Origin of the sequence: Klebsiella sp. R390 (assembly GCF_051131745.1) — a bacterium.
GTDB lineage: Bacteria > Pseudomonadota > Gammaproteobacteria > Enterobacterales > Enterobacteriaceae > Klebsiella.
Map to the genome: position 1 here is coordinate 1,031,451 of NZ_CP180445.1, position 13,805 is coordinate 1,045,255.

General features: G+C 58.7%; 10 protein-coding genes. 7 read left to right on the plus strand and 3 right to left on the minus strand.

Going from position 1 to position 13,805, the window contains the following annotated elements:
• Positions 1-28: 28 nt before the first annotated feature.
• Together gsiA and iaaA are read right to left on the minus strand one after the other, a co-directional pair.
• Positions 29-1,885, minus strand: a complete 1,857-nt coding sequence (gene gsiA, locus ACMYSP_RS04810; RefSeq protein ID WP_434585796.1) for a glutathione ABC transporter ATP-binding protein GsiA — start codon at positions 1,883-1,885, stop codon at positions 29-31.
• Between the two features lie 12 nt (positions 1,886-1,897).
• On the minus strand, positions 1,898-2,839 hold the full coding sequence (iaaA, locus tag ACMYSP_RS04815) for a beta-aspartyl-peptidase (RefSeq protein WP_434585797.1): 942 nt from the start codon (positions 2,837-2,839) through the stop codon (positions 1,898-1,900).
• Between the two features lie 364 nt (positions 2,840-3,203).
• Between iaaA and moeA the strand changes: the two genes are divergently transcribed.
• From moeA to ACMYSP_RS04845, 6 genes are all read left to right on the plus strand, one after another.
• Complete coding sequence (moeA, locus tag ACMYSP_RS04820; RefSeq protein WP_434585798.1) at positions 3,204-4,439, plus strand: molybdopterin molybdotransferase MoeA; 1,236 nt, start codon at positions 3,204-3,206, stop codon at positions 4,437-4,439.
• Entirely contained in the window at positions 4,439-5,197 is a 759-nt protein-coding gene (gene moeB, locus ACMYSP_RS04825) for a molybdopterin-synthase adenylyltransferase MoeB (RefSeq protein WP_434585799.1), read from the plus strand. Before moeA ends, moeB begins: the two co-directional genes overlap by 1 nt.
• A 151-nt stretch (positions 5,198-5,348) precedes the next feature.
• Positions 5,349-6,248 (plus strand): glycyl-radical enzyme activating protein, encoded by a 900-nt coding sequence (locus ACMYSP_RS04830; RefSeq protein WP_434585800.1) that lies wholly within the window; start codon positions 5,349-5,351, stop codon positions 6,246-6,248.
• Positions 6,249-6,252: 4 nt separating this feature from the next.
• A complete protein-coding gene (locus tag ACMYSP_RS04835) occupies positions 6,253-8,685 on the plus strand; it encodes a formate C-acetyltransferase/glycerol dehydratase family glycyl radical enzyme (protein WP_434585801.1) in 2,433 nt (810 codons plus the stop codon).
• 222 nt (positions 8,686-8,907) lie between these two features.
• Entirely contained in the window at positions 8,908-9,723 is an 816-nt protein-coding gene (locus ACMYSP_RS04840; protein WP_434585802.1) for a Cof-type HAD-IIB family hydrolase, read from the plus strand.
• Between the two features lie 139 nt (positions 9,724-9,862).
• Positions 9,863-11,128 (plus strand): DUF1479 domain-containing protein, encoded by a 1,266-nt coding sequence (locus ACMYSP_RS04845; RefSeq protein ID WP_434585803.1) that lies wholly within the window; start codon positions 9,863-9,865, stop codon positions 11,126-11,128.
• On the opposite strand, the gene ACMYSP_RS04850 is transcribed toward ACMYSP_RS04845, so the two are convergent.
• Positions 11,125-12,216 carry a LacI family DNA-binding transcriptional regulator gene (locus ACMYSP_RS04850; RefSeq protein ID WP_434587016.1) on the minus strand — a complete coding sequence of 364 codons (1,092 nt, stop codon included), beginning with the start codon at positions 12,214-12,216 and terminating at the stop codon, positions 11,125-11,127. The genes ACMYSP_RS04845 and ACMYSP_RS04850 overlap by 4 nt on opposite strands.
• A gap of 283 nt (positions 12,217-12,499) precedes the next feature.
• Between ACMYSP_RS04850 and ACMYSP_RS04855 the strand changes: the two genes are divergently transcribed.
• Positions 12,500-13,801: an MFS transporter gene (locus ACMYSP_RS04855; protein WP_123756087.1), complete on the plus strand. Its 1,302-nt coding sequence runs from the start codon at positions 12,500-12,502 to the stop codon at positions 13,799-13,801.
• Positions 13,802-13,805 lie beyond the last annotated feature (4 nt).

The window sequence follows — 13,805 nt, forward strand, 5'->3', positions numbered from 1 at the left end:
CCTGAATACTGTTTTGTTGGTGTCGTTGTTATCTTCCCAGCACGTCGGCGACGGGTTCTCTGGCGACATAATGCCCCGGTCCCACCTGTTGTAACGGCGTGCTGATGACCTCTTCCCCGCGCTTGTAAATATTGCCCGGCAGTTCGTCAGACAGCAGTACGCGCTGCGGGTGACGATGCGCCGGGTCGGCTACCGGTACGGCGGCCATCAGTTTGCGGGTATAAGGATGCTGCGGGTTTTCAAACACGGCACGACGTGGGCCAATCTCAACGATGCGCCCACGATACATCACCGCCACGCGGTGGCTGATGCGTTCAACCACCGCCATATCGTGCGAAATAAACAGAAAGGCGATGCCCATTTCGCGCTGTAAATCGAGCATCAGATTAATAATCTGCGCGCGGATCGAGACATCAAGCGCCGATACCGCTTCATCGGCAATGACCACTTTCGGATTGAGAGCCAGCGCGCGGGCGATGCAGACGCGCTGACGCTGACCGCCGGAAAACTCGTGCGGATAACGCCAGGCGTGTTCCGGCTGCAGGCCGACACGCTCAAGCAGCCAGCTGACGCGCTGGCGTGCGGCCTCGCCTTCAAGCATCCCGTGAATACGCAGCGGCTCCATAATCGAATAGCCGATCGTTTGTCGCGGGTCGAGCGAGGCGAACGGATCCTGAAAAATAAACTGGATATCGCGGCGCAGCGCCTGCAGCTTGCTGTTGGCCAGGGTATCGATGCGCTCACCGTTAAAGATAATTGACCCGCCCTGCGTCGCCACCAGCCGCAGCAACGCGCGCCCGGTGGTTGACTTGCCGCAGCCGGACTCGCCGACCAACGACAGGGTTTCCCCCGGCCACAAATCGAAGCTGACCTTTTCCACCGCGTGAACTTCCCGGGTGATACGGTTCAGAATGCCGCTACGCAGCGGAAAGCGCGCCACCAGGTCGCGCACTTTGAGAATCGGCTCGCCGGTCCCTACCGTGTTCTGTTGTTCCGCTTCCGGCGGGTCTTGTGCTAACAGCGGGAAACGGCGTGGCAACACGCTTCCGCGCATCGCCCCCAGCCGCGGTACCGCCGCCAGCAGCGCCTGGGTATAAGGATGCTGCGGCGCGCGGAAAATCTCCTCGACGCTGCCGCTCTCTACCGCTTCGCCGCGGTACATGACCAGCACGCGGTCGGCGATATCGGCCACGACGCCCATATCGTGAGTGATAAAAATCACCCCCATCGCCATCTCTTTTTGCAGCACGGCAATGAGCTGAAGAATCTGCGCCTGGATGGTGACATCCAGCGCGGTGGTCGGTTCATCGGCGATCAGCACCGCCGGGCGGCACGACAGCGCCATCGCGATCATCACCCGCTGGCGCATTCCGCCGGAAAGCTGATGGGGATAGCGCGAGAGCATCGTTTCCGCTTCGGGAATACGTACCTGATCGAGCATTTTCTTCGCTTCCCGCAGCGCCGCCTCACGCCCCAGCCCCTGGTGCAGACGCAGGGACTCGGCGATCTGCTCCCCAACGGTAAACACTGGGTTCAGCGAGGTCATTGGCTCCTGGAAAATCATCGCCATGTCGGCCCCGCGCACGCTGCGCATCCCGGCGTCAGATAGCGCGTCGAGGGCGATGACCTGGCCGTTGCGACGGCGCAGTCTCAGCGCCTCGCTGCTGACCTGGCTCGCCGCCTGGTCGAGCAGGCCCATCAGCGCCAGCGCGGTCACCGATTTGCCCGAGCCGGACTCCCCGACGATGGCTAAGGTCTCACCGCGCCGTAGAGTGAACGAAAGGTGTTGCACCGCGGCAAAGGTCGCCTGCTCCTGGCGAAAGGCCACGTTCAGATCGCGTACCACCAGAACGTCACTGGCGTCGATATCTTGACTATGCGGCAACGCGCTTCCTCCTTATTCCCGATAAATCCCAATCGTCGGCGTATCGCCGGCATAGCACCAGGCCCGATACATGCCTTCGCTGTTAAACGGCAGCACCACGTTGCCTTCTCTGTCGATAGCAATCAGCCCGCCGCTGCCGCCAAGCGCCGGCAGTTTTTCCATCACCACCCGCTCGCAGGCATCGAACAGGCTGAGGTTGCCATACTCCATCAGCGCGGCGATATCGTAGGCCGCCATGGCGCGGATAAACACCTCACCGGTACCGGTACAGGAGACCGCCACGCTGGCGTTATTGGCATAGCACCCGGCCCCCGGCAGCGGACTGTCGCCAACGCGGCCGGGCAGTTTATTGGTCATGCCGCCGGTCGAGGTCGCGGCAGCCAGATTACCGTTCAGATCCAACGCCACGGCACCGACGGTGCCCATTTTTTGCCGCTCATCCAGCGGTGCGGCGTGGTGATCGAGCACGATGGCATCGTCACGCTGGGCCTGCTGTAGCTGAAGCAGACGTTCGGTGGTCGAAAACAGATCGTTGTCGACCTGCGCCATCCCCTGAGAGGCGACAAACGCCTCGGCCCCTTCGCCAATCAGCAGCACATGTGGGCTGCGCTCAAGCACCAGACGCGCCGCCAGTACCGGGTTACGCAGATGCTTGACCCCCGCAACCGCCCCAACCTGCAGCTGGTTACCGTCCATCACACAGGCGTCCAGTTCGTGAGTGGCGTCGCGGGTAAAGACCGAGCCAATCCCGGCATTAAACAGCGGGCACTCTTCGAGCAGCCGCACCGCTTCAGTCACCGTATCCAGCGCGCTGGCTCCTGCCGCCAACATTTTTTGCCCGCTGTCGACGATCTCCGAGAGCGCCGCCACATACTGCCGCTCGCGCTCCGGTGTCATGGTCGCGCGCGTCAATGCGCCCGCCCCGCCATGAATTGCTATCACCGCCTTGCCCATTCAGCGATCCTTTAACGATGTGAGTCTTAGCCTGACATCCTGTAAACCACCACTGAGTGGCAAAGAGTGTCCATGGATAATTTTATGTATAAATATCATTATCGTGCTGACAGTCCTATACAATTTTTGAATATAGAAAGCGCATCTTGCGGTGTATGCCCTAGATAATTCGAATTGCAGGAAGGCGGAGACGCTGGGAATCCCCTGGAGCTTACTGCAGTAAGTGACTGGGGTGAGCGAGGAAAGCCAACGCTCATGCAATTTGAAGTATGACGGGCATAAAGCACAAACGGTGAAGCCATATAGCAGGAGAAGCTTTTCTGGCATAATGCCCCTTTCGCAGTTTTACCCGCAGGAGAGCCCCATGGATTTTAACGCCGGACTGATGCCCCTCGACACAGCCCTGACAGAAATGCTCAATCGAATTACGCCGCTGAGTGCGGTGGAAACCGTACCGCTGTTGCAGGCCTTTTCGCGCGTAACTGCCCATGATCTTAGCTCGCCGCTGGACGTACCTGGCTTTGATAACTCGGCGATGGATGGCTATGCCGTGCGGTTGGCCGACCTCGCCGACGGCACCGCGTTGCCGGTAGCGGGTAAAGCCTTCGCCGGGCAACCTTTCCACGCGCCGTGGCCTGCCGGAAGCTGCATTCGCATTATGACCGGCGCGCCAATCCCGCCGGGCTGCGATGCGGTGGTAATGCAGGAAGAGACCGAACAGACCGACGACGGTGTGCGTTTCCTTGCGCCGGTGAAAGCCGGACAAAACATTCGCCTGCGTGGGGAAGACATCGCCGCCGGCGCGGTGGTATTCCCGGCGGGGACCCGTTTAACCGTCGCCGAACTACCGGTTCTGGCATCGCTGGGGATTGCGCAGGTCGAGGTCGTACGCAAAGTGCGCGTCGCGGTGTTCTCAACCGGGGATGAACTCCAGTTGCCGGGCCAACCGCTTGGCGACGGGCAAATCTACGATACCAACCGCCTGGCCGTACACCTGATGCTGCAACAGCTGGGCTGTGACGTCATTAATCTTGGCATTATCCCTGATGACCCGGACAAGCTACGTGCCGCCTTTATCGAGGCGGACCAGCAGGCCGACGTAGTGATTAGCTCCGGCGGCGTCTCCGTCGGAGAAGCGGATTACACCAAAACCATCCTCGAAGAGCTGGGCGAAATTGGCTTCTGGAAGCTGGCTATCAAACCGGGCAAACCTTTTGCCTTCGGTAAACTGAACAACAGCTGGTTCTGCGGTCTGCCTGGAAACCCGGTTTCCGCAACCCTGACCTTCTACCAGCTGGTGCAGCCGCTGCTGGCGAAGCTGAGCAGCAACCACGGCCAGGCTCAGCCTACCCGTCTGCGCGTACGCGCCGCCGCCCGCTTGAAAAAATCGCCGGGGCGCCTCGACTTCCAGCGCGGCGTGCTGCAGCGTACCCCGGAAGGTGAACTGGTGGTCAGCTCTACCGGTCACCAGGGTTCGCATATTTTCAGCTCTTTCAGCCTCGGCAACTGTTTTATTGTGCTCGAACGTGAACGCGGCCCTGTTGAAGCCGGTGAATGGGTGGAAGTCGAGCCCTTCAACCATCTGTTCGGGGGACTGTAATGAGCATCGAGCTGAGCGATGAGGAGATGCTGCGCTACAACCGACAAATCATCCTGCGCGGGTTCGATTTTGACGGTCAGGAGCAGCTGAAGTCCTCGCGGGTGCTGGTAGTCGGGCTCGGCGGGCTCGGCTGCGCCGCCGCGCAGTATCTGGCCGCAGCGGGCGTCGGTCAGTTGACGCTGCTGGATTTCGATACCGTCGCGCTCTCCAATTTACAGCGCCAGACGCTGCACAGCGATGCCACCATCGGCCAGCCGAAAGTTGACTCGGCCCGCGACGCACTGGCGCGTATCAACCCGCATGTTCAGCTCACCCCAGTGAATGCCCTGCTGGATGAAGAGGCCTTACGAGCGCAGACCGCCGCCCACGACCTGGTGCTCGACTGCACCGATAATGTCACGATTCGTAACCAGCTGAACGCCGGCTGTTTCCTGCGCAAAACGCCGCTGGTATCCGGCGCCGCAATCCGCATGGAAGGCCAGATCAGCGTCTTTACCTGGCAGGAGGGTGAGCCGTGCTATCGCTGCCTGAGCCGCCTGTTTGGTGAAAACGCCCTGACCTGCGTTGAGGCGGGCGTGATGGCGCCATTGGTCGGGATTATCGGCGCGATCCAGGCGATGGAAGCGATCAAAGTGCTCACCCGCTACGGCACTCCGGCGGCGGGGAAAATCGTGATGTACGATGCGATGACCTGCCAGTTTCGCGAAATGAAGCTGCTGCGTGACCCGCAGTGCGAAGTGTGCGGCACCACTCATTAGCCAACCGGCGGCGCCCGCCGCCGGATAATGTGTGATCGGCTCCGCCTTTCCCTCTTCTTCCTGATCAGATCCCTTCTGCTTGTTGATTTGCATCAATGTCACTTTCATTCGAAAGTAACTTAATCTTCATATGCAAAAAAGAGGGCAAATCATGATCTTCAACATTCAGCGCTATTCTACTCATGACGGTCCGGGGATTCGCACCGTCGTCTTCCTGAAAGGCTGTTCGTTGGGTTGCCGCTGGTGTCAAAACCCTGAAAGCCGCGCCCGCAGCGCCGACCTGCTGTACGACGCGCGTTTGTGCCTCGACGGGTGCGACCTGTGCCAGCAGGCTGCACCGGACGTGATTAGCCGCACTCTCGACGGTCTGATTATCCATCGCGAAAAGCTCACCGACGACCATTACGCCCGGCTACGCGAATGCTGCCCGACCACCGCCCTCAGCGTCTGCGGTGAAGAGAAAAGCGTGGCGGAGATTATGACAACCGTGCTGCGCGATAAACCCTTTTACGATCGCAGCGGCGGCGGGATCACCCTCTCCGGCGGCGAGCCGTTTATGAATCCTGAGCTGGCGCAGCAGCTGTTGCAGGCCAGCCATGAAGCCGGGATCCATACCGCGGTTGAAACCTGCCTGCATGTGCCGTGGAAATACATTGCCCCTTCGCTGCCGTGGACAGATCTGTTTCTCGCCGACCTGAAACATGTCAACGAGGCCATTTTCAACCAGTGGACCGACGGCAGCGCGCGTCGGGTGCTGGATAACCTGCAACGGGTGGCGCAGGCCGGCAAGAAAATTATCATTCGCGTGCCGCTGATTCAGGGGTTCAACGCCGATGAAGCCGCCATTACCGCCATCACCGATTTTGCCGCCGACCGCCTGCAGGTCGCGGAGATTCATTTCCTGCCGTACCACACGCTGGGCATGAACAAATACCAGTTACTCAATCAGCCCTATACCGCTCCGGATAAACCGCTTGCTGCACCCGAGCTGCTCGCCTTCGCGCAGCACTATGCTCAGAGCAAAGGTTTAACGGCTACTTTACGAGGATAACCCCATGACCACCCTGAAACTTGATACGCTGAGCGCACGCATTCAGGCGCACAAAATGGCACTGGTACATATCGTTAAGCCGCCGGTGTGCACCGAGCGGGCGCAGCATTACACCACCGCTTATCAGCAGCACCTGGATAAGCCGATCCCGGTGCGTCGCGCGCTGGCGCTGGCCCATCACCTGGCCGAGCGCACTATCTGGATCAAGCACGACGAACTGATCATTGGCAACCAGGCCAGCGAAGTCCGCGCCGCGCCAATCTTCCCGGAATATACCGTCAGTTGGATCGAAAAAGAGATCGATGACCTCGCCGATCGTCCTGGCGCCGGCTTTGCGGTCAGTGAAGAAAACAAACGGGTGCTGCATGAAATCTGCCCGTGGTGGCGTGGACAAACCGTCCAGGATCGCTGCTACGGAATGTTTACCGATGAGCAAAAAGCCTTGCTGGCGACCGGCATTATTAAAGCCGAAGGCAATATGACCTCCGGCGATGCGCACCTCGCGGTTAACTATGCGCTGCTGCTGGAAAAGGGTCTCGACGGGATGCGCGCCAAAGTGGCCGAGCGCCGTTCACGCATCAACCTCACCGTGCTGGAAGATTTGCATGGCGAACAGTTCCTGAAAGCCATTGATATCGTGCTGGAGGCGGTAAGTCAGCACAGCAAGCGCTTTGCCGAACTGGCGCGGACAATGGCGGCGACAGAGACGCGTGAAAGCCGCCGGGACGAGCTGCTGGCAATCGCGGAAAACTGCGACCTTATCGCCCACGAACCGCCAAAAACGTTCTGGCAGGCGTTGCAGCTGTGCTACTTCATCCAGCTGATCCTGCAGATTGAATCCAACGGCCACTCGGTCTCCTTTGGCCGCATGGACCAGTATCTCTATCCGTTCTACCGTCGCGACGTCGAGCTGCAGCAATCACTGGAGCGCGAGCAGGCCATTGAATTGCTGCACAGCTGCTGGCTGAAGCTGCTGGAAGTGAACAAAATTCGCTCCGGTTCACACTCAAAAGCTTCGGCGGGCAGCCCGCTGTACCAGAACGTCACCATCGGCGGACAAAACCTGATAAACGGCACCCCGCAGGATGCAGTGAACCCGCTCTCCTACGCAATTCTGGAATCCTGCGGTCGTCTGCGTTCTACTCAGCCGAACCTCAGCGTGCGCTACCATGCCGGGATGAGCAACGACTTCCTCGACGCCTGCGTCCAGGTGATTCGCTGCGGCTTCGGGATGCCGGCGTTCAATAACGACGAGATCGTGATCCCGGAATTCATCAAACTCGGCATCGAGCCACAGGACGCCTATGACTACGCGGCCATCGGCTGCATCGAAACCGCGGTCGGCGGCAAGTGGGGATATCGCTGCACCGGCATGAGCTTTATTAACTTCGCCCGGGTGATGCTGGCGGCGATGGAAGGCGGTCGCGACGCCACCAGCGGCGAAGTGTTCCTGCCGCAGGTGAAAGCCCTGTCCGCAGGCAACTTCACTGACTTCGATGAAGTGATGGCGGCATGGGATACGCAAATTCGCTACTACACCCGCAAATCGATCGAAATAGAGTACGTCGTGGATACCATGCTGGAGGAGAACGTCCATGACATTCTTTGCTCAGCGCTGGTGGATGACTGCATCGAGCGGGCGAAAAGCATTAAACAGGGCGGCGCGAAATACGACTGGGTTTCCGGCCTGCAGGTTGGGATCGCCAACCTCGGCAACAGTCTGGTGGCGGTCAAGAAACTGGTGTTCGAGCAGGGGGCAATCGGCCAACAGCAGCTGGCAAAAGCGCTGGCGGAAGATTTCGACGGTCTGACCCACGAGCAGCTGCGTCAGCGCTTAATTAACGGCGCACCGAAATACGGTAACGATGATGACAGCGTGGACACCCTGCTGGCGCGCGCCTACCAGACCTACATCGATGAGCTGAAGCAGTACCACAACCCGCGCTATGGCCGGGGGCCAATTGGCGGTACCTACTATGCCGGGACCTCGTCTATCTCTGCTAACGTACCGTTTGGCGCCCAGACCATGGCGACGCCGGACGGACGTAAGGCACATTCACCGCTGGCGGAAGGAGCCAGCCCGGCGTCCGGGACGGACCATCTGGGGCCAACGGCGGTAATAAGCTCGGTCGGCAAACTGCCTACCGGTTCGATCCTCGGCGGCGTGCTGCTTAACCAGAAGCTGAACCCCGCTACGCTGGAGAACGAGTCCGATAAACAGAAGCTGATGGTGCTGCTGCGTACCTTCTTCGAGGTGCATAAAGGCTGGCATATCCAGTACAACATTGTGTCGCGTGAAACGCTGCTGGAAGCGAAGAAACACCCCGACCAGTATCGCGATTTAGTGGTCCGCGTCGCCGGGTATTCCGCCTTCTTCACCGCCCTGTCGCCGGATGCCCAGGACGATATCATCGCCCGTACCGAGCATACACTGTAAGGCACCTTCCCGGAGGCGGCGCGCTGCGCCTTGTCCGGGCTACACCCAGGCACAAGCCCCGTAGCCCGGACAGGCGGTCACGCCGCCTCCGGGATTAACCCCAGCCCACATTGATCGGCTCCGCCTCCGGGGTGTTAATGACTTTCATTCGAAATAAATTTGTGCTTCAGGTCACATTGTAATTAGAATGTTGCTGGTCGAAGTTAGCCAGGAGCCTTTGTTATGACCGTTAAAGTTATCGTCACTGATATGGACGGAACTTTTCTCAATGACGCCAAGCAGTACGATCGCCCGCGTTTTCTTGCGCAGTTCGCGCAGCTTCAGCAGCAAGGTATTGAATTTGTTGTCGCCAGCGGCAACCAGTACTACCAGCTGATCTCATTTTTCCCGGAAATCCGCGAGCAGATCTCGTTTGTCGCCGAGAACGGTGCGCTGGTTTACGAACACGGCAAGCAACTGTTCCACGGCGAACTGACCCGTCACGAATCCCAGGTGGTGATTGGCGAACTGCTGAAAGACCGTCAGCTGAATTTTGTTGCCTGCGGTCTGGAGAGCGCTTACGTCAGCGATAAAGCGCCCGAGTCGTTTGTCGCGTTGATGTCAAAGCACTACCATCGCCTGCAGCGCATCAGCGATTACCAGGCCATTGACGACACGCTGTTCAAGTTCTCCCTGAATCTGCCGGATAGCGAAATTCCGCAGCTTATCGATAAACTGCATGTCTCGCTGGACGGCATCATGAAGCCCGTCACCAGCGGTTTCGGCTTTGTCGATTTAATCATTCCCGGCCTGCACAAAGCCAACGGCATCAGCCGTCTGCTTAAGCGCTGGCACGTCTCGCCGCAGGAGTGCGTTGCCATTGGTGACAGCGGCAACGATGCGGAAATGCTGAAACTGGTAAAATACGCTTTCGCCATGGGCAATGCCGCTGACAGCATCAAAGCCATCTCGTCATACGCCGCCGATGATAACAACCATCACGGGGCGCTGAAGGTCATTCAGGCCGTTCTCGATCGGACCACTCCCTTCACAGACTGACCGCTAACCGGGGCATCCTGCCCCGGCTTTTCTATTTTGTGCGCCCACTCTACTTTTTAAACTTGCATTAACTTTATTTTAACTTAAATTATCGTTTGTAAGATTTGATACTTTCGAATGAAAGATGAGTGAGGTCACCATGGCTGATATCTATACCCACGAAACATTACCCGCCGACCACAAAACGGCGATTCGACACATGAAACAGCATCTGCGTGCGCAAATTGGCGATGTCCAGGCGGTATTCGACCGGCTGAGCACGCGGATCGCGGCCCGTCTCGAAGAGATCGACACGCTGAAAGCCCGGGGCGACGATGTCTGGCCGGTGATCCCGTTCAGCGACATTGCGCAGGGCCAGGTCAGCCACGCCCAGCGCGAGGCGATCAAACGTCGCGGCTGTGCGGTTATTAAAGGCCACTTCACACGCGAGCGGGCGCTGGCCTGGGATAATTCCATGCTGGAATATCTCGACCACAACCATTTCGATGAGGTTTACAAAGGCCCTGGTGACACCTTCTTCGGCTCGCTCGATGCCTCCCGCCCGGAAATTTACCCAATTTACTGGTCACAGGCGCAGATGCAGGCGCGACAAAGTGATGAGATGGCAGCGGTACAATCCTTCCTGAACCGCCTGTGGACCTTTAACCACGACGGTAAGCAGTGGTTTGACCCGGACGTCAGCGTGATTTACCCGGACCGTATCCGCCGTCGTCCGCCGGGCACCACCTCTAAGGGGCTGGGCGCACACACCGATTCCGGGGCGCTGGAACGCTGGTTACTCCCGGCCTATCAGCAGGTCTTTGCCAGCGTCTTTAACGGCAATATTGATGCTTACGACCCGTGGGATGCGGCACACCGTACCGAGGTGGAAGAGTACACCGTCGATAACACCACCAAATGCTCGGTCTTCCGGACCTTCCAGGGCTGGACCGCCCTCTCTGACATGATCCCCGATCAGGGGCTGCTGCACGTCGTGCCGATCCCGGAAGCGATGGCCTATGTCCTGCTGCGCCCGCTGCTGGACGATGTCCCGGATGATGAGCTGTGCGGCGTGGCGCCGGGCAAAGTGCTGCCCATTTCAGAGAAATGGCACCCGCTGCTGATCAAAGCGCTCAGCTCCATTCCGGCGCTCAATGCGGGTGATTCGGTCTGGTGGCATTGCGATGTCATTCACTCGGTGGCGCCGGTGGAAAACCAGCAGGGCTGGGGCAACGTGATGTACATTCCCGCCGCGCCGATGTGTGAGAAAAACCTTGCCTACGCGCACAAGGTTAAAGTGGCACTGGAAAACGGCGCATCGCCGGGGGACTTCCCTCGCGAAGATTACGAAGCCGACTGGCAGGAGCGTTTTACCCTTGCCGACCTGAACATCCACGGGAAACGGGCGCTGGGCATAGCAGTCTAGTCGTCATACAACCCAGCCTGCACCACGGCGGTATGGCGGTTACCGGAGCGTATCCGCCGTACCGAATCGCGCACCACCAGCGTGCCGTGCAGCAGCAAAGACCCACGCGGTGCATCCGGGCGGATCAGCCGCTGTTGCAGCATGTGCACCGCTTCAATACCCAGTTCATCCCGTGGGACGTGCACCGCCGTCAGCGGCACATCCTGAATCGCCGCCAGATTAAACCCATCGATGCTCATCACCGAAATATCCTGCGGCACCCGCAATCCGCGCTTTTGCAATGCGTTGACCGTACCGGCGACCATGAAATCGCCGCCGACCAGAAACGCCGTCGGCAGCGGCTTACCCGCCTGGGCATCGAGCCACTCCTCTACCCGCGCCTGGGTATCTTTGGCACTAAAGCTGGCGACGGTGAGCAGATCCCGCCCATCAGCAAACCGCATATTGCGCCCGCGCCAGGCCTCTTTAATGCCGGCCAGCCGCAGTTCCATGGTATAGCGGCGCAGGCACATCACATTCAGCACCGCCCGGTGACCCATTTCAAACAGATACTGCGCGGCAAACTGGCCGATCAGCCGGTGATCCGGCGCAATCGACGCCAGGCGCATCCCGTCGTCACGGCAGTTGATCAGCACGCAGGGTTTCGCCAGATCCGCCGCCAGATCGTGAATATGCGGATCGTCAATGCCCAGCAGGATTGCCGCTTCGGTTTCGGGTTCGTTCATACGGGCCAGGAACAGGTTGGCATCGCTGTCGTTTTCCTCCAGCGCGCAGGTTCGAAGGCGCACTTCATGGGCGCCCAGCGCCTGGTGGATGCTCTGGATCACCCGGTAGTAGTAGATATCCGAACGTTCATCAAACGCCCGCTGGGGTGCAAAGACCACCAGGCTATTGAGCAGCATACGCCCGGCGGCAATGCCGTCCATCACCCCCATCTCACGGGCGCAGGTCAGCACCGCCTGTCGGGCCTTTTCACTGGTGTTGGCTTTGCCAGCCAGTACCCGGGAGACGGTGCTCGCCGACATGCCGGTGCGGGCGGCGATATCGGCAATTTTTAGCTTTTTATCCATTTTGTGATCCAGCTCCATCTTCAAAATGAAAGAATTTTCATTGGCGGTAAACCCAGTCTATCAAGCAAAGGTTTGGCTCTGTTGTGAGCATTTCGCCACCTTATGAAAAAGCTTTCATAAATAACGCTACTGCCCACCTGTGTTCTATCTTAACCTGAATTGGTCCGATAACTTCCATACTAGTCACGCGGACAGCGATATAAATAAAACAATATTATTCAATACATTACAAGAATTGGTGTGACAACTCAGGGAATGAGCTGGTCATGTCCCCCTACATAAAAATCTTGTGGAGAGTTCTATGAGCCAAGGCCTCAACAACGATATGGCCGCCAGCAAATCTCGCCGGGTGGTCAAAAATCTACGCTGGTGGATGCTGGTCCTGTTTTTACTCGGCGTCACCGTCAACTACATCACCCGCAACTCGCTGGGGATCATTGCCCCGGAACTGAAAGATACTCTGGGCATTACCACCGAACAGTACTCCTGGATCGTCGGCGCGTTTCAGCTGGCCTATACCCTGTTCCAGCCGCTGTGCGGTTGGTTGATCGACGTGATCGGCCTGAAGCTCGGCTTTATGATCTGTGCCACCCTGTGGGCCATTGCCTGTATCGCCCACGCCGGGGCAGGCAACTGGCTGCACCTGGCGATTTTGCGCTTCTTTATGGGGGGCGCGGAAGCCGCGGCCACGCCGGCCAACGCCAAAACCATCGGCGAATGGTTCCCGAAATCTGAACGCCCGATTGCTGCCGGCTGGGCTGGCGTTGGGTTCTCCATCGGCGCCATGCTGGCTCCGCCGATTATCTATTTCGCCCACGCCTCCTTCGGCTGGCAAGGGGCGTTTATGTTCACCGGGGTGCTGGCCCTGCTGTGGGTGGTGCTGTGGTGGGTGTTTTACAACAACCCTGATAAGCACCCTAATCTCAGCAAAAGTGAACTCGAGTTTATTCGTCAGGATAATGAACCACCGGCGGTGAAGCTGCCCTTTTTCACCGCGCTGAAAACCGTCTCGAAAAATAAGCGCTTCTATGGGATTGCGATCCCGGCCTTTATGGCGGAACCGGCCTGGGCCGTATTGAGCTTCTGGGTGCCGCTCTACCTGGCAAAAGAGCACGGAATGGATCTGAAACAGATCGCCATGTTCGCCTGGCTGCCGTTCCTCGCCGCCGACCTCGGCAGCGTCGCCAGCGGCTATCTGACAAAACTGTATACCCGCTGGTTCGGCTGTACCCGAGTGAACTCGGTGGTCGCCAGCTCGGTTACCGGCGCCTTCCTGATGATTTCGCTGGCCCTCGTCGCCATTACCCGCGACCCGTATATCACTATCGTGCTGATCTCCATCGGCGGCTTCGGCCACCAGATTATCTCCTGCATGCTCAGCGCGCTGGTGGTGGAGTCATTCGATAAAGGCCAGATGGCCACCGTCAACGGCATGCGCGGTTCCGCCGCCTGGATTGCCAGCTTCCTGTTCTCGCTATTAATCGGGGTGACCGCCGACAAAATTGGCTTCAACCCGCTGTTTATCGCCATGGGCTTCTTTGACCTGATTGGCGCCATCTTCCTGGTGACATTTATTGCTGAACGTCGCGCCAAACGCGCCTGAGAGT